Source organism: Rhizobium sp. LARHSG275, assembly GCF_052871115.1.
In genome coordinates, this window is the sequence record NZ_JBIXJN010000020.1 from 113128 (window position 1) to 130335 (window position 17208).

General features: G+C 61.7%; 17 protein-coding genes and 1 riboswitch. Of the genes, 8 read left to right on the forward strand and 9 right to left on the reverse strand.

Annotated features, from left to right (window positions below; translation table 11 throughout):
* Positions 1–47: 47 nt before the first annotated feature.
* The 3 genes from rocF (at position 48) to ACIPSK_RS25260 (ending at position 3097) form a co-directional block, all read left to right on the forward strand.
* Positions 48–983, forward strand: a complete 936-nt coding sequence (rocF, locus tag ACIPSK_RS25250; RefSeq protein ID WP_162116831.1) for an arginase — start codon at positions 48–50, stop codon at positions 981–983.
* A 142-nt stretch (positions 984–1125) separates the two neighbouring features.
* Entirely contained in the window at positions 1126–2325 is a 1200-nt protein-coding gene (gene rocD / locus ACIPSK_RS25255) for an ornithine--oxo-acid transaminase (RefSeq protein ID WP_162116832.1), read from the forward strand.
* Positions 2326–2620: 295 nt separating this feature from the next.
* A complete protein-coding gene (locus ACIPSK_RS25260) occupies positions 2621–3097 on the forward strand; it encodes a chemotaxis protein CheW (protein WP_162116833.1) in 477 nt (158 codons plus the stop codon).
* 192 nt (positions 3098–3289) lie between these two features.
* On the opposite strand, the gene ACIPSK_RS25265 is transcribed toward ACIPSK_RS25260, so the two are convergent.
* From ACIPSK_RS25265 to soxR, 9 genes are all read right to left on the reverse strand, one after another.
* Entirely contained in the window at positions 3290–3526 is a 237-nt protein-coding gene (locus ACIPSK_RS25265) for a formate dehydrogenase subunit delta (protein ID WP_162116834.1), read from the reverse strand.
* Complete coding sequence (fdhD, locus tag ACIPSK_RS25270) at positions 3516–4343, reverse strand: formate dehydrogenase accessory sulfurtransferase FdhD (RefSeq protein ID WP_162116835.1); 828 nt, start codon at positions 4341–4343, stop codon at positions 3516–3518. Before fdhD ends, ACIPSK_RS25265 begins: the two co-directional genes overlap by 11 nt.
* A gap of 271 nt (positions 4344–4614) precedes the next feature.
* Complete coding sequence (fdhF, locus tag ACIPSK_RS25275; RefSeq protein ID WP_162116836.1) at positions 4615–7494, reverse strand: formate dehydrogenase subunit alpha; 2880 nt, start codon at positions 7492–7494, stop codon at positions 4615–4617.
* Positions 7495–7695: 201 nt separating this feature from the next.
* Positions 7696–9252 (reverse strand): formate dehydrogenase beta subunit, encoded by a 1557-nt coding sequence (locus ACIPSK_RS25280; RefSeq protein ID WP_162116837.1) that lies wholly within the window; start codon positions 9250–9252, stop codon positions 7696–7698.
* Complete coding sequence (locus tag ACIPSK_RS25285) at positions 9249–9728, reverse strand: formate dehydrogenase subunit gamma (RefSeq protein ID WP_162116838.1); 480 nt, start codon at positions 9726–9728, stop codon at positions 9249–9251. Before ACIPSK_RS25285 ends, ACIPSK_RS25280 begins: the two co-directional genes overlap by 4 nt.
* A 135-nt stretch (positions 9729–9863) precedes the next feature.
* Complete coding sequence (locus tag ACIPSK_RS25290; protein WP_162116839.1) at positions 9864–10757, reverse strand: LysR family transcriptional regulator; 894 nt, start codon at positions 10755–10757, stop codon at positions 9864–9866.
* 183 nt (positions 10758–10940) lie between these two features.
* Positions 10941–11288, reverse strand: a complete 348-nt coding sequence (locus ACIPSK_RS25295) for an ArsR/SmtB family transcription factor (RefSeq protein ID WP_162116840.1) — start codon at positions 11286–11288, stop codon at positions 10941–10943.
* A gap of 104 nt (positions 11289–11392) precedes the next feature.
* Positions 11393–12163, reverse strand: coding sequence for an SDR family NAD(P)-dependent oxidoreductase (locus ACIPSK_RS25300; protein WP_026154366.1), 771 nt, complete (start codon positions 12161–12163; stop codon positions 11393–11395).
* Positions 12164–12280: 117 nt separating this feature from the next.
* Positions 12281–12745: a redox-sensitive transcriptional activator SoxR gene (soxR, locus tag ACIPSK_RS25305; protein WP_162116841.1), complete on the reverse strand. Its 465-nt coding sequence runs from the start codon at positions 12743–12745 to the stop codon at positions 12281–12283.
* An 83-nt stretch (positions 12746–12828) separates the two neighbouring features.
* Between soxR and ACIPSK_RS25310 the strand changes: the two genes are divergently transcribed.
* The 5 genes from ACIPSK_RS25310 to ACIPSK_RS25330 all read left to right on the forward strand — a co-directional run bounded on the left by ACIPSK_RS25310 (position 12829) and on the right by ACIPSK_RS25330 (position 17143).
* Entirely contained in the window at positions 12829–13425 is a 597-nt protein-coding gene (locus ACIPSK_RS25310; protein WP_162116842.1) for an NADPH-dependent FMN reductase, read from the forward strand.
* Between the two features lie 244 nt (positions 13426–13669).
* A riboswitch (TPP riboswitch) is annotated at positions 13670–13783 on the forward strand.
* Complete coding sequence (locus ACIPSK_RS25315) at positions 13774–14406, forward strand: YkoF family thiamine/hydroxymethylpyrimidine-binding protein (protein WP_162116843.1); 633 nt, start codon at positions 13774–13776, stop codon at positions 14404–14406. (Overlaps the previous riboswitch by 10 nt.)
* 43 nt (positions 14407–14449) lie before the next feature.
* Complete coding sequence (locus tag ACIPSK_RS25320) at positions 14450–15253, forward strand: ABC transporter permease (RefSeq protein ID WP_162116844.1); 804 nt, start codon at positions 14450–14452, stop codon at positions 15251–15253.
* On the forward strand, positions 15253–16065 hold the full coding sequence (locus tag ACIPSK_RS25325) for an ABC transporter ATP-binding protein (protein WP_162116845.1): 813 nt from the start codon (positions 15253–15255) through the stop codon (positions 16063–16065). Before ACIPSK_RS25320 ends, ACIPSK_RS25325 begins: the two co-directional genes overlap by 1 nt.
* Before the next feature lie 67 nt (positions 16066–16132).
* The gene (locus ACIPSK_RS25330) at positions 16133–17143 is read left to right on the forward strand and encodes an ABC transporter substrate-binding protein (protein ID WP_162116846.1); all 1011 of its coding nucleotides are present in this window, start codon (positions 16133–16135) and stop codon (positions 17141–17143) included.
* Positions 17144–17208: the final 65 nt, after the last annotated feature.

Sequence of the window (17208 nt, forward strand, 5' to 3'; positions counted from 1 at the left end):
TTACCCCAATATCGGTCGAAACAGGCCACAACCACGGAGCCCTCGAAATGGATGCCCAATCGCGATCTGTCACCCTCATCGGCGCGCCGCTGGAAGAAGGCTCCGGCCGCAGAGGGGCTGCCATGGGCCCTTCCGCCCTGCGCATTGCCGGCGTCGACCAGACGTTGATCGAGCTTGGCCATGACGTCGCCGATATCGGTGATCTCAGGATCGTGCCGGCGATGGACCTGCCGAATCACCCGAAGGCTCACAATTTGAGGATTGTCGGCGCCTTCACCCGCGCGCTCGAAAGCAGCGTCCACGACGTGGCCGCCTCCGGCCGTTTTCCGCTAATTCTCGGCGGCGACCACAGCCTTTCTATGGGCACCGTCTCCGGCATGGCCCGCTATGCCGCCGGCAAAAATCGTCCGCTCTTCGTGCTCTGGCTTGATGCCCATGCCGATTTCAATTCTCCGGCAACGTCGCCCTCCGGCAATATTCACGGCATGCCCGTCGCCTTCTTCTGTGGCGAGGCGGAGTTCGCCGAGATCCTGCCGAAGGACCGTCCGTTCGTCGATCCCAAGAACGTCTTCCAGGTCGGCATCCGTTCGGTTGATGCGCGCGAGCGCGAGGAAATCCACGAACACGGCGTCAATGTCTTCGACATGCGCGCCATCGACGAGCAGGGCATCGGCGCCATCATGCGCGAGATCCTCGATGTCGTCATCAAGGCAAACGGCCTGCTGCATGTCAGCCTCGACCTCGATTTCCTCGATCCCGAGATTGCCCCCGGCGTCGGCACGACGGTGCCGGGCGGCGCGACCTTTCGCGAGGCGCATCTGGTGATGGAAATGCTTTCGGACAGCGGCCTCGTCTCGTCGCTCGATCTCGTCGAGCTCAATCCGTTTCTGGATGATCGCGGCAAGAGCGCCCGCATCCTGGTCGAGCTGACGGCAAGCCTCTTCGGCCGCCGCATCTTCGATCGTCCGACACGCGCCGCATAGGGCACGCGCCGCATAAAACGGGATGATTTTAGGCCGGGACGGCCTAAAATCTGAATCCTGTTCTAAATTAAATAGTTAGAGCATGATGTTGCCCGAAAACCGCTTACACTTTTCGGCATCATGCTCTGGAGGGAGAACGGCCATGAACAGATCGGAAAAACTGATCGCCACGGAACAACGGCTCGGCGCCCATAACTACAAGCCGCTCGACGTGGTGCTGACGCGCGGCGAAGGTGTTTATGTCTGGGATACCGACGGCAACCGTTATCTCGATTGCCTCTCGGCCTATTCCGCCGTCAACCAAGGCCATTGTCATCCGAAGATCCTCGCCGCCATGGTCGAGCAGGCGGGCAGGCTGACGCTCACCTCTCGCGCCTTCCGCAATGATCAGCTCGCCTATCTCTACGAAGAGCTTGCAGGTCTCACCGGCTCGCACAAGATCCTGCCGATGAATTCCGGCGCCGAAGCGGTGGAAACCGCCATCAAGGCGGTGCGCAAATGGGGATACGAGGTCAAGGGCGTGCCGGAAGGCAAGGCGGAGATCATCGTCTGCGCCGATAATTTCCATGGCCGGACGCTGAGCATCATCAGTTTCTCCACAGATCCCGAGGCCCGCACGGGCTTCGGCCCCTATACGCCAGGTTTCCGCACCATTCCCTTCGGCGATGCCGAGGCTTTCGATGCAGCGATCAACGAAAATACGGTGGCCGCCCTGATCGAGCCGATCCAGGGCGAAGCTGGCGTCATCATTCCGCCGGCGGGTTATTTCACCCGCATCCGCGAGCTCTGCACGGCAAATAACGTCACCCTCATCCTCGACGAGATTCAGACCGGCCTCGGCCGTACCGGCAAGCTGCTGGCCGAGGAGCACGAAGGCATCGAGGCCGACGTGACGCTGATCGGCAAGGCGCTGTCCGGCGGCTTCTATCCCGTGTCGGCCGTGCTTTCGAATTCCGAAGTCTTGGGCGTGCTGAAACCCGGCCAGCACGGCTCGACCTTCGGCGGCAATCCGCTCGCCTGCGCGGTGGCGCGTACCGCACTCAAGGTGCTGACGGAAGAGGGCATGATCGAGAACGCCGCTGTCATGGGCGACTACTTTATCGAAGGCCTCAGGTCGATCCGCTCGAACATCGTCAGGGACGTGCGCGGCCGCGGCCTGATGATGGCCATCGAGCTGGAACCCGAAGCCGGCGGCGCACGGCAATATTGCCATGCGCTGAAAGAGCGCGGCCTTCTCGCCAAGGACACCCACGACCATACGATTCGTCTCGCTCCGCCGCTGGTCATCACCAAAGAGCAGGTGGATTGGGCCGTCTCGCAGATTGAAAAGACGATAGGCTGAGTAAATCGGCGCAATTCTCCTTGCCATCCCGAAGAAGCCTGGAAGATCCTGAATGCCAAAGATCGGCTGGAAGAGATCGACAGCAAAACCACCTGGTTTTCATCCGAGATAAAAACCTTCGCAATCTCGTCGCCCAATTTAGATTTGGGCAACACTCTTTCGCTAATGTCGTCGATAACCGTAACGATGCTTCGCCGAGCGCAAAGCCATCGCGTGGTATGAAGGCAAAGCTTGTCCGCGCCAATGGTGGCGCATCCGCTTCTGCCCTGGCTTACGACAGTTGGGAAGAATTCTAATGGCCACGATCAATTCGACTAATTTCAGCGCCGATACGCTCGAAATTATTGCCTTCCGCCTGCATGATCAGGAATTCTGCGTCAAGACCACGACCATTCGCGAAATCCGCGGCTGGGCGCCGTCGACGCCGATCCCGCATGCACCGGCCGATGTCATCGGTGTCATGAACCTGCGCGGTTCGGTGATCCCGATCATCGATCTTGCTTTCAAGCTCGGCATGAAGAGCACGGTCGCCAATGAGCGCAGCGCCATCGTCGTCGCCGAAGTTCACAGCATGGTCATCGGCATGCTGGTCGACCGCGTCTCGGATATTCTCACCATTTCCTCCAGCCAGGTCCAGCCGGTGCCTGAAGTGACCGCCTCCTTCGACCGCGCTTATTGCGAAGGCATCATCGCCTCGGAAAATGGCATGATCTGCTTCCTGAACCTCGCCAAGATGTTCAAGGAAAACGAGACGGATGAACTGGCGGCCTGATTCGGACCATACGATCGAATATTAGAAAACCGCCCGCTTGAGGCGGTTTTTTATTGCGGCACCACAAGCAGCCTTCAGCAGCGGCTATCATTTTCCGGGCTCTGATACCCGAAGGTTAGCGATGTCTTCTCCGGAATCGCGTGAAAACAAAGAGATAGAGTATTTCCGTGATTCGGAAAAAACGGAAATGCTTTAGTGTGTCACTGGCTCCGGTTTTCTAATCAGAGGAGCGGCCTGAAGCACGAGCGGATCCAGCCCGTTCTTCTCATTCTCCAGAATTTCGAACAATTGCCGCCGCATGCGCGGGTCCCAGAATTTGTTGATATGGGTAGCGACCCCCTGCGCGGCCTCGCTTTGCGGCTGGCTCTTGAAGAAGGTGGCGATCTGGTTTGCCATATAGACGAGCTTGGTCTTGGTATCATGCGACATCGGCAATGCTTCCGGGCGAGATGCGGTGCGGGTGGGTGAAGATCTCGAAATCCTCGCCGCGCACCAGCGCGACGAGCGTCATGCCGGCTTCTTCGGCCGTGCGGATGGCGAGAGCCGTCGGCGCCGATATGGCGATGAGCACCGGGCTGCCGAGGATCGCCGCCTTCTGCACCATCTCGACGGAAAGCCGGCTGGTGACGACGACGGCGCCGTCCGCGCCTCTTTCACTGGCGCGGATGATGGCGCCGCAGAGCTTGTCCAGCGCATTGTGCCGGCCGACATCTTCGCGCACGGCAATCAGCCCGCTGCCGGGAAGATAGAACCCGGCGCCATGTACCGCCCGTGTCTCGCGATGCAGCGGCTGTGCCTCGTTCAGAAGCGAAACGGCGCGGACGATATCCGCATGCGACAGCGCCAGCGGCGATGTCGAAACGTCAGCCACCGGCCGCACCGCCTGTTCGATCGATTCGATGCCGCAGAGCCCGCAGCCGACCGGCCCAGCCATGCTGCGGCGCCGTGCCCGCAGCCGATCGGCGACATCGTCGACCAGGCTCACCTGCACATCGATCCCCTGCTCACCCTCGACGACCTCGATGCCCGATATCTCCGCCGGCCCGGCAATGATCCCTTCGGTCAGGCTGAATCCGACGGCAAAATCCTCGAGATCCGCAGGCGTTGCCATCATCACCGCATGCGAACTGCCGCCATAGGAAAAGGCGATCGGCACCTCTTCCGGCACGATTCGCGAACCGGTCTGCAGGATGCCGTTGCGGCGGGTGGTTTCGGGGGCATGGGCAGTGACGGTGAATTTTACCATGCAGCGACAGGATGAAAGACACCCTCCTCCACAACTCGGCCTCTTGGGAAGACAACGTCAATCGCTTGCCCCCCCTTCTCTCCAGCGGGGAGAAGTGCCGAGCAAAGCGAGGCTATGAGGGGGGCGAGCGACGACAGGAGCGAGCGCACCGAGCGCAAGCGAGGGGCAACACCATTTGCCGCGCCGCTCCCCTCATCCGCCCTTCGGGCACCTTCTCCCCGCTGGGAAGAAGGGGGAGGCTCACCGACAATGCCGCCCCGTCCCCGCATCGTCACTCCGCTGCCTCGAGCTTGCCGGCGATGCGGCGCGATTGCCGCGCCTGCTCGTCATATTCCAGCTGCCATTCGCTCGGCCCGTTGGAGGGCGAGACCTGCACCGCCGTCACCTTGTATTCCGGGCAGTTCGTCGCCCAGTCGGAGAAATCGGTGGTGATGACGTTCGCCTGCGTATTGGGATGATGGAAGGTCGTATAGACGACACCCGGCGCGACGCGATCGGTGATCAGCGCTCTGAGCGTCGTGTCGCCGGAGCGGCTGCCGAGCTTCACCCAGTCGCCATCGCGAACGCCGCGCTGCTCGGCATCGTGCGGATGGATTTCCAGCCGGTCTTCCGCATGCCAGACGACATTCTCGGTCCGCCGCGTCTGCGCCCCGACATTGTACTGGCTGAGGATGCGGCCGGTTGTCAGCAGCAGCGGGAAGCGCGGACCGGTGCGCTCGTCAGTCGCCACATATTCGGTGCGGATGAACTTGCCCTTGCCGCGCACGAAGCCATTGACATGCATGATCGGCGAGCCGAGCGGGTTCTTCTCGTTGCAGGGCCACTGCACCGAGCCCATTTTGTCGAGATAGTCGTAGGAGACCATCGCAAAACTCGGCGTCGTCGCGGCGATCTCGTCCATGATCTCCGACGGATGGGTGTAATTCCAGTCGAGCCCCATCGCCTGGGCAAGCTTCTGCGTCACTTCCCAGTCGCCATAGCCGTTGCGCGGCGACATCACCTTGCGCACGCGATTGATGCGGCGCTCGGCATTGGTGAAGGTGCCGTCCTTCTCGAGGAAGGTCGAGCCCGGCAGGAAGACATGGGCGTAATTGGCGGTCTCGTTGAGGAACAGGTCCTGCACGACGACGCATTCCATCGCCGCCAGCCCGGCTGCGACATGTTTGGTATCGGGATCGGACTGCAGAATGTCCTCGCCCTGAACGTAAAGCCCCTTGAACGAGCCGTCGACCGCCGCATCCAGCATGTTCGGAATGCGCAAGCCCGGTTCATTGTTGAGTTTCACGCCCCAGAGCTTTTCGAAGATATCGCGCGTCGCATCGTCGGAAATGTGCCGGTAGCCCGGCAGTTCGTGCGGGAAGGAACCCATGTCGCAGGAACCCTGCACGTTGTTCTGGCCACGCAGCGGATTCACGCCGACGCCAGGACGGCCGATATTGCCGGTCGCCATCGCCAGGTTGGCGATCGCCATGACCGTGGTCGAGCCCTGGCTGTGTTCGGTGACGCCGAGGCCGTAGTAGAGTGCGCCATTGCCGCCCTTGGCATAGAGCCTTGCCGCACCGCGCAGATCCGCCGCCGGCACGCCGGTGAAGATTTCCGTCTCTTCGGGACTGTGCTGCGGTTCGGCGACGAAGGCGGCCCAGTCCTCGAATTCCGACCAGTCGCAGCGCTCGCGGATGAACCTCTCGTCATAGAGCCCTTCGGTGACGATCACATGCGCCAGCGCCGTCATGACCGCGACATTGGTGCCCGGCTTCAGCGGCAGGTGGTAGGAAGCCTCGATATGCGGCGACCGGACGATGTCGGTGCGGCGCGGGTCGATGACGATGAGCTTGGCCCCTTGGCGCAGCCGCTTTTTCAGCCGCGAGGCGAAGACCGGATGGCCATCCGTCGGATTGGCGCCGATGATGACGACGACATCCGAATGTTCGATGCTGTCGAAATTCTGCGTGCCCGCCGACGTGCCGAACGTCTGGCCGAGACCGTAGCCGGTCGGCGAATGGCAGACGCGGGCGCATGTGTCGACGTTGTTGTTGCCGAAGCCGGCGCGGACCAGCTTCTGCACCAGGTAGGTTTCCTCATTGGTGCAGCGTGAGGAGGTGATGCCGCCGATCGCGTCGCGGCCATATTGATACTGGATGCGGCGGAATTCCGACGCGACATGCGCGAAGGCCTCGTCCCAGCTCACCTCCCGCCAGGGATCGCTGACCTTTTCACGGATCATCGGGTTGAGGATGCGATCCTTGTGGGTGGAATAGCCGTAGGCAAAGCGACCCTTGACGCAGGAATGGCCGCGATTGGCCTGGCCCTCCTTCCACGGCACCATGCGCACCACTTCCTCGCCGCGCATCTCCGCCTTGAAGGAGCAGCCGACGCCGCAATAGGCGCAGGTGGTGACGGCCGAATGCTCCGGCTGGCCGATCTCTATCACCGACTTCTCCGTCAGCGTCGCCGTCGGGCAGGCCTGAACGCAGGCGCCGCAGGAGACGCATTCGGAATCGATGAAATGCTCGTGCACGCCGGGCGAGACGCGTGAGCCGAAGCCGCGTCCCTCTATCGTCAGCGCAAAGGTGCCCTGGACTTCCTCGCAGGCGCGCACGCAGAGCGAACAGACGATGCACTTGGAGGGATCATAGGTGAAATAGGGATTGGATTCGTCCTTCGGCATCCATTTCAGATTGATATCGCCATTGCTGCGCGCCTTGACGTGATTGTCGCCCTCATAGCCGTAGCGCACGTCGCGCAGGCCGACGGCGCCCGCCATGTCCTGCAATTGGCAATCGCCATTGGCAGCGCAGGTGAGACAGTCGAGCGGATGGTCGGAAATATAGAGTTCCATCACGCCGCGGCGGATATCCTTCAACCGCCCCGTCTGCGTGTGCACCACCATGTTCGCCGCCACCGGCGTCGTGCAGGAGGCCGGCGTTCCGGCCCGGCCCTCGATTTCGACGAGACAGAGGCGGCAGGAGCCGAAAGCGTCGACCATGTCGGTGGCGCAGAGCTTCGGCACCTCGATACCGGCCTCCATCGAGGCGCGCATGATGGAGGTGCCCTCCGGCACGCTGATCTGCTGTCCGTCGATGGTGAGCGTCACCATAGTTTCGGATTTCGAAGCGGGAGTGCCGTAGTCGATTTCATGGATGAGAGACATGGATTGCTCCTCCGATAGATTTCCTTGTCGGCCGCCTCGGGGCGTGCCCCTCATCCGCCTGCCGGCACCTTCTCCCCGCAAACGGGGAGAAGGGAACACGCCGCAACCTCTCCGTTCCCCGCCACGTCTCGTATGGCACGTCCCCTCTCCCCGCAAGCGGGGAGAGGGTTAGGGTGAGGGGCAAGGTTTTAAAAAACCCCGTCATTCTGCCGCCTCCACCAGAGGTGCCGGCGAAAAATCCTCCGGGAAATGCGTCATGGCGCTCATCACAGGATAGGGCGTGAACCCACCGAGCGCGCAGAGCGAGCCGAACTTCATCGTGTTACAGAGATCGGCAAGCAGCGCCCGGTTCTTCTCCGGCTCGATGCCGTGCGCGATCTTGTCGGCCGTCTCCACGCCGCGCGTCGAGCCGATGCGGCAGGGCGTGCACTTGCCGCAGCTTTCGACCGCGCAGAATTCCATGGCAAAACGCGCCTGTTTCAGCATATCGGCCGTGTCGTCGAAGACGACGATGCCGGCATGGCCGATCAGCCCATCCTTGGCGGCGAAGGCTTCGTAATCGAACGGCGTGTCGAACAGCGCCCGCGGGAAATAGGCCCCGAGCGGTCCGCCGACCTGTACGGCTTTGACCGGTCGTCCCGTAGCCGTCCCCCCACCGATCCTGTCGACGATATCTCCGAGCGAAAGACCGAAGGCCGTCTCAAAGAGGCCGCCATATCTGACATTGCCGGCGATCTGCAGCGGGATGGTGCCGCGGGAGCGGCCCATGCCGAAATCCCGATAGAAGGCGGCGCCCTTATCCATGATCACGGGCACGGAAGCGAGCGAGATCACGTTGTTGATGACGGTCGGACAGTCGAACAGTCCCTTATGCGCTGGCAGCGGCGGCTTGGCGCGCACCACGCCGCGCTTGCCTTCGAGGCTGTTGAGCAAGGCGGTCTCCTCGCCGCAAACGTAGGCGCCGGCGCCGGTGCGCACTTCGATATCGAAGGCGCGGCCCGAGCCGAGCACCGATGGCCCGAGAATGCCGGCCTGGCGCGCGATGCCGACGGCCTCGGTCATGACAGCGATCGCATGCGGATATTCCGAGCGCGTATAGACGAACCCCTTCGTTGCTCCCGTCGCAAGCCCTGATATCGCCATGCCCTCGATCAACACGAAGGGATCGCCCTCCATGATCATCCGGTCGGCAAAGGTGCCGCTATCGCCCTCATCGGCATTGCAGACGATATATTTGCGTTCGCCGGCGGCATCGAGAACGGTCTTCCACTTGATGCCGGTGGGAAAGCCGGCGCCGCCGCGTCCGCGCAGGCCGGAATCGGTGACCTCCTTGACGATATCGACCGGTGTCATCGAAACGGCGCGGCGAAGGCCGGCGAGACCGCCGTGAGCCTCGTAATCCACGAGCGAAAGCGGATCGGTGATGCCGCAGCGGGCGAAGGTCAGGCGGGTCTGTTCCTTGAGGAATGGGAGGTCGTCAACCTCCCCGAGACAGAGCCGATGCTCGCCTCCATCAATCATCGCGGCATCGAACAGATCGGGCACATCCTTCGACTTCACCGGTCCATAGCCGATGCGCTTGCCGGCAACCTCGACTTCGACCAGCGGCTCCAGCCAGAACATTCCGCGCGAGCCGTTGCGCACGATCTCGGCATCGAAGCCGCGGGCGGCGATCTCCTGGGCAATCGCCTTTGCCACCTTTTCGGCCCCGAGCGCCAGCGCTGCGGCATCGCGCGGAACATATATCCTGACCGTCATCGGCGCGCCTCCGCGACGAGTTCCACCGCCGTCTGATCGTCGACCCGGCCATAGACCTCGCCGTCGAGCATCGCCGACGGCCCGCAGGCGCAGAGCCCGAGACAGTAGACCGGCTCCAGCGTCACGGCGCCGTCGAGCGTCGTCTGATGAAAATCGATGCCGAGCAGTGTCTTGACGCGCTCGGCCAGCGCATCGCCGCCCATCGACTGACAGGCTTCGGCGCGACAGAGCTTCAGCACGTGCCGGCCGGCGGGATGATCGCGATAATCGTGATAGAAGGTCACCACGCCATGCACCTCGGCACGGGAGAGGTTCAATTCCTCCGCGATGACGGGCATGGCTTCCTGCGGCACATAACCGAATTCTTGCTGAACTTCATGCAGAATGGGAAGCAGCGGCCCTTCGAGAAAGCGAAGATCGGCGACAATGGCTCGGGTGCGCGCTGCAATATCGCCTTCGGCGATATGAATGGTCATAAGGCAGCCCTCCCAGCGGCTTGCTCGTTGCGAAACAGCGGGGCTCCCCCGGCCGAGTGCTATTCCGTAACCACCATCTCAGGGAAGCAGCCGGCGATCAATAAAGCTATCTCGTTGCTTGATAGGTTTTTTCTATCAAAGCTCTTCGTCTCGCACGAGTGCCCTCGCCTCGTACAGCAAGGCCGAGACAAGAGGCGTGAAGGGCTCACGATAAGGCGCAACAAGGCCGACCAGGTGATGCGCCTCCGGCTCGACAATCGGGATCATGCGGATTTCCACTGGAAATCCGAAGGATTTTGCAACGTTGCGCGGCATGATGCTCGCCCAGCGTCCAGTCCTGACATGCGAGAACAACACGATCATCGAATTGGATTCGAGCGTCGGATGCGCTGTGGCGCCCGCTTCCGTCAAGTGGCGGTTGATGATGCGGCGGTTCTGCATGTCGGCAGTCAATAGGCAAAGCCGAAGATCGCCGATCTCTCGCCAGGTCACGCTGTCGCGATCGGACAGCGGGCTGCCTGCAGCCGTGATCAGATTATAGCGCTCGGCATAGAGGGGAACGGTCGTGACGCGGCCGAGCGGCTCGTTTTCGAGATAGGTGATGCCGGCATCGATTTCGAGGTTTTCGAGCATGCTCAGCACCTGCAGCGAATTCCGCGAGACGATCGAGAAGGTCACGCCGGGATGCCGCTCCTGAAATGGCGTGGTGATGCGCGACAGCATGGCAAGCGCGGTCGGAATGGCGGCGAGGCGGATGTGGCCGGAAAGACCGCGGCGCGCAGCGCGCATCTCCTCGCGCATGGTGCGGGCATCGCCGACGATGCGTCGGGCCCATTCGAGCACGCGCTGCCCCTCAGGCGTCAGCCCCTGGAACCGCGAACCGCGCTGCACCAGCATGACGCCAAGCTGATCCTCGAGCTGCCGGATGGCAGCCGAAAGCGTCGGCTGCGAGATCCCGCACTCCTCCGCGGCGCGGCCAAAATGCTTTTCATTGGCAAGGGCGATGAAGAATTCCAGCTTGTCGATCATCCGGTCTCCCGATCCGGCATGACATCATCCGGGTCAGTTCATCTTTGACACAGCAGCGGTGCTCCGCAAGGCCGGTCTCTAGATCAGGGTGATTTAGGCCCGATCGGCCTAAAATCTGAATCCTGATCTAATTCAAACAAATAGAGCATGATGTCGTCCGAAAACCGCGCACAGTTTTCGGCGTCAGGCTCTAACTGTTTCTGCAGCCGGAAAAAGATCGAACAGCGATTCGAGGAAGCCAAGCACGTTGACATTGCCGATGCTGTAATAGACCAGCCGGCCCTGACGGCGCGTGTGGACCAGGCCTTCGAGCCTTAACCGCGCCAGTTGCTGCGAGACCATTGCCTGCTGCATGCCGAGGATATTTTCGATTTCACTCACCGTCCGCTCCTCGTTCGCCAGTATGCAGAGGATCAGAAGTCGCGTCTGGTGCGCTAGCGCTTTCAGCAGATCGCTCGCCTCGTGGGCTTTTCCAGCGAGTTTGTGCAATTCCTGGCCGGTGATCCCCGGCTCGGGTTTGGGCAACGGCATTCTGGATCTCGGAAGAGAGGCGATGAGGTAGATCAGTACAAATAGCATATTCGCAAATGCGAATTGGTCAAAAGTGATGAAATGCCAAAAAAGGTCCAAGCAAATCAGCAGATAAGCTGACCGCCGTTGATCTCGATCACCTGTCCGGTGATGTAGCCCGAGAGCGAGGGAGCCGCCAGGAACAGATAGGCGGGAGCGCAGTCCTCCGGCGTGCCGAGCCGCTGCAGGGGGATGGATTTTCTCGTCTGCTCAAGCTTTTCGCGGGAGGAATAGCGTTCATGGAAATCCGTCTCGATCGTTCCTGGCGACACGCAATTGACGCGGATTCCGTCCGGTGCGAGCTCACGGGCAAGCGCCTTGGAATAAGTCGCAACGAAGGCTTTCGAGGCCGAATAGATCGAAGAACCGGGGCTGCCGCCGGTCAGCGCCGAAATCGAAACCGTGTTGACGATGGCAGCGGCTTCAGCCGCCTTCAATGCCGGCAGCAGCGCCCGCGTCAGCGCCACCACCGATGTTTGGTTGAGCCGCACGACCGCCTCATATTCTGCGTCGGTGAGTGTGGCAGCGGGAAAACGGCCAAGCATGGTGCCGGCATTGTTGACGAGCACATCGACCTTGTCGAAGAAGGCGAGAGCATCTTCAGCAAATTGCGCTGCCCCGCCGGCCGCGGAGAAATCGGCGTGCAGCAGCAGCGCCCGTCTTTCCGATTCAGCCGTCAGCAGGAAATCCGGCAGGTCGCGTCCCGGCTTTCGCCCGGTATGGACGATCACCCTCGCACCGCAGTCCAGGAACTGCCGGGCCACCTCAAGGCCGATGCCGCGACCGGCGCCGGTAACGACCACATTGCGATTTTCGAATAGTCTGGGATGGAACACGAAGCCGTCCTCCTCGCGGACAGTGCCGCCGGTTGCGTCATTCGCCCTTAACATATGAGCGCGCCGACCGAAAGAAAGGCGCGCATCGATCTTTCCGGCAAGGATTCCGGCGGAAGATTAGCTTTCGGCCTCCAGAAGCCGCGCGCCTGGCCCTTCCTTGCCCAGCCGGTCGCAGGGATTGCGCAACGGACAGCTTTCGATCGACAGGCAGCCGCAGCCGATGCAGCCGGTCAGACGGTCGCGCAGCAGGCTAAGCCGCCTGATTCGCGCGTCGAGATCATCCTTCCAACGCGCCGACAGCGTCTGCCAGTCGGCGACGGTCGGCGTGCGCCCCTGCGGCAGGGACGTGAACGCCGCCTGGATTTCCGAAAGCGGAATGCCGACACGCTGCGCCACCTTGATGATGCCGAGCCGGCGAAGCACGTCGCGCCCATAGCGCCGCTGATTGCCGCGGGAGCGGATGCTCGAGATCAGCCCCCTGGTCTCGTAAAAATGCAGCGCCGAGACGGCCAGGCCGCTGCGCTCTGCCACTTCGCCGACCGTCAGGAGCTTGCCGAGCGGCGCTGCAGGAATTGTGTCCATCGCCTCTTGACCTCAATATTAGTTGAGGTTTTATAACCCTTGCTCCCGCAATCGTAAAGTCCAATCGCAACAAGGAGCAACGCATGCAAACACCCACCAGGCTGGCTGTCATCTATGGGAGCACGAGAGAGGGCCGCATCTGCGACCGGGTGGTCAAATGGCTGACGCAGGAACTCCTCCGCTTCCCGCAATTTTATATCGACATCATCGACCCATTGGATTTCGCGCTGCCGGCCAACCGTGACATGACGCACCCCGAAATCGACAGGCTCGCCAGGCGACTTGGCATGGCCGACGCCTTCATCATCGTCACGCCGGAATACAACCACAGCTTCACCGCCTCGTTGAAGTCGATCATCGATTTCTTCTTCGAGCCCTGGCAGGGCAAGCCGGTCGCCTTCGTTTCCTATGGCGGCATATCCGGCGGCCTGCGCGCCGTCGAACAGCTGCGGCTCGTCTTTGCCGAACTCCACGCCGTCACGATCCGCGATTCGGTGAGCTTTGCCGCACCTTGGAACCGCTTCGACACGGACGGGCGGCTCGACAATCCCGCCGATGCACTGCGTTTGCTCGATCGGATGATGGCGAGGCTGGAATGGTGGACGCGGGCACTCGTCACTGCCCGTAGCGATCGTCCTTATGCCGGAATAGAGCGCCGCGTGTCTTTTCAGACGCGCTAAGGGCGCTCTATCACTTTGAATCTGCGCATGATCCTTTCCGAAAATCGATTCCGATTTTCGGGGTTATGCGTCAGCCGCCTGAGGCAGGAAGCTCCGGTTCCGTTCCCGGCAGGTACGGAACCATTGGGAACACCCGGGCAGGACCTCCGTCCGGGTGTTTTCCGTCACCTCGGCTTCGTTCCGACCGCGCGGACGGGTTCGCAATTTTGCTGTTGCGGGGAGAAAACCCCGGTGATAGTTTCCGCGCAAATAACAGGGGAGCTCCGTATCGCCGGGGCTGAGATGTGAGGCGCAAGCCTCTGGACCCTTCAAAGCTGATCTGGGTAATGCCAGCGGAGCGAGGTTCAGATGTTCTCAGGCGCACAAGTGTCACTCTATCCGATGTCCGGCAATTTCGTCGGCATCATTCTCGATGCCGTCAAGGCGCTCGATCCCTATCGCGACCGGCTGCGCATCGAGACCGATGACATCTCCACACTGCTGGTCGGCCCGCCTGACATCCTCTTCGCCGCCATGCACGATCTTTTCGTCGCCGCCGCAAGGACCGGCGAACATTGCGTGCTGTCCGCCGCCGTTTCACGCGGCTGCCCCGGCGAGCCCGACGACGCCATCTGCGGCGTCAACCCTTCCCCCGGTCAGGCGGAGCCGCTTGCCGAGCGCATAAGAGCCGCACTTGCCGCCGTTGACATCACCACGGAGAGCGGACAGCCGACCGCTGCGCAATTCTCGCTCTACGTCATGGGCACCGGTACCCATATGGACGAGATCTATGGCTGCATCGACTTCCTGAAGCGCTCCGGCACTTTCGACCGCGCCAAAAATTTCTGCACTAGGCTTTCCGGCGATGCCAGCGCGGTCTTCGCCACCATTCGCGAGGCCTTCTTTCGCTTCGGCGACCCCGAAGGGCATGTGACCCTCGACATCACGGTGTCGGCCAATACAGCGCCGCGCGTCTTTTCGGACGCGCAAAGGACGCTATAGCACCTTAAATTTGCTCCCGACGAAAGCTTGAAATCGAACGCTGATGACACTGTCAAACCCATCGGATTCGCGCCTTGCCGCGCTCAGCGCCGCTCTCTACCGGGGCATACCCGCCTTGCTTGCCGGTTGCGTTTTTTTGGCGGCGTGGGAACTCTATGTCGATCTTTCCGGCATCAAACCATCCATCCTGCCGGCGCCCTCGCGCATCGTCATCCAGGGCTGGCTGAACCGCGAGGCGCTGATCGCCAATACCTGGCCGACGCTCGGCGCGACACTCGGAGGTTTCGCCCTGTCGCTTGGCTTCGCCTTCGCCGCCTCGATCCTCATGGATTTCATGCCCTTCATGCGCCGGGCATTGCTGCCGATCTTCATCACCAGCCAGACCCTGCCGCTGGTGGCGATCGCGCCCCTCGTCGTCCTCTGGTTCGGCTTCGGCCTGTTGCCGAAGATCCTGCTGGTGGCGCTCGTCACCTTCTTCCCACTGCTCGTCGCCTTGCTGCAGGGCTATGAATCGACCGACCGCGACATCGCCGAATTGCTGAATTCGATGAAGGCGAGCCGCTGGCGCATTTTCCGCCTGGCACGGCTTCCCTCGTCGCTGCCCTATTTCTTCGCCGGTCTGCGGATCTCGATCACTTATGCCGTCGTCGGCGCGATCTTTGCCGAATATGCCGGCGCCGCCCGCGGCCTCGGCATCTATATCCTCAATGCCAAGAACAATTTTCGTCCCGATCTCGTGCTCGCCGCCGTTATCGTCAGCGCCGTGCTGACACTCTGCCTCTTCGCAGCGACGCTGATCATCCAGCGCCTCGTCATGCCCTGGCAACCACCCGGGGAGCGGCGCTGATGAACGGTGGAATGGTTGAACTCAGCAATATCTCGAAGTCCTTCGACGGCATGAAGGTGCTGGGCGACATTTCGCTCGCTGTCGCAAGAGGCGAGTTCGTCTCGATCGTCGGCCCATCCGGCTCCGGAAAATCGACCGTACTTCGATTGCTGACCCAGGCGCTTCGGCCCGATTCCGGCACTATGCTTTTCAACGGCACGCCGCTGGAACAGGCGCCGCATTCCTTCGCCTTCATGCCGCAGCGCGATGCGCTGATGCCTTGGCGCCGGATCATCGACAATGCGGCACTCGGCCTTGAGGTGCACGGTATGAGCCGCCGCGCGGCCCGCGCCGCCGTCGCGCCTCTGTTCGAGCGCTTCGGCCTCGCCGGCTTCGAGCATCGCTACCCCTCCGAACTGTCCGGCGGCATGCGCCAGCGCGCCGCGCTGCTGCGCACCGTCGTCCAGACCCAGGACATGCTGCTGCTCGACGAGCCTTTCGGCGCGCTGGACGCGCTGACACGCATGCAGATGCAGGAATGGCTGCAGGGCATGTGGACCGAACATCGCTGGACGGCGCTGCTGATCACCCACGACGTTCGCGAGGCCGTGTTCCTCTCCGACCGGATCTACGTACTTTCGGCCCGTCCGGCGCGTATCATCCGCGAATTCCGCGTTCCCCTGCCCCGTCCGAGAAGCATTGCCGATCTCGGCTCTCCGGCGGCCCAGGCGATCGAAACCGAAATCCTGCAAACCCTGCTTCATCCGCTGGAACAGGATGATTTTGGGCCGGTCGGCCTAAAATCTGAATCCTGTTCTAATTTAAAGAGTTAGAGCATGATGTCGTCCGAAAACCGCTCACACTTTTCGGCATCATGCTTAGAGACCTGAGGAGGTCACCATGCTGCTTCTCACCCGTCGCCAGACGATCTTCGCCGTCATTGCGGCAAGCCTCGCCGGCCGCACCGCCTTCGCCCAATCGGCGCCCGCAAAGGTCCGCATGGCGCTCGACTGGACACCCAACACCAACCATATCGGCATCTATGTCGCCAAGGCGAAGGGCTTCTATGCCGATGCCGGCCTCGATGTCGAAATTCTTCCCTTCACCGATACCAGCGCCGGAACGCTGGTGTCCAACGGCGTTGCCGATTTCGGCATCAGCAGCGAGATCGAAACCCTCACGCAACGCGCTGGCGGCGGTGACGTGAAGATGGTCTACGGCGTCGTCCAGACGGAAACGGCACGCCTGATCTTCAAGGGCGGACGCGACGACATCAAGAGCCCGAAAGACCTCGACGGAAAGACCTATGGTGGCTTTGGCGGCACCTGGGAGAGCGCGCTGATCTCCGCGATGATCCGCAATGACGGCGGCAAAGGCGACGTCAAGACCGTCACCCTCGGCACCTCCGCTTACGAGGCGCTGGACAATGGCTCGATCGATTTCACGCTGGAGATCTACACCTGGGAAGGCATCGCCGCCGAGCTGGAAAATCGGAAGATCGGCCGCTTCCACTATTCCGATTATGGCATTCCCGACGAGCAGACGACGGTCATCGTCTCCAGCGACGCCTATCTCTCCGCAAGTCGGGAGCACGCCCGCGCCTTCATCCAGGCGACACGAAAGGGTTATGCCTATTCCGTCGACCATCCCGACGAAGCCTGCGACCTGCTGATCGCTGGAAGCAACGGCGCACTGATGAATACGGAACTGGTAAAGGCTTCTCAGAAGGCATTGATCGAGGGGCACTTCCTAAAATCCGAGGCCGGTGTGATCGGTACGATCGACCCGGCAAAGGCCGACGCCATCGGCGGCTTCCTGGTCGAAAACGGCATTCTGGTCGATGCCAATGGCGCCGCACTCAAAGAGAAGCCGGATTTTTCCACCTATTATACCAACGAACTCCTCGCCTGAGCCCGCCCCTGCCTTGCCCGTCGCGGCTTTCCGCTGCAAAGTCCGAGACCCGGAGCATGATGTCG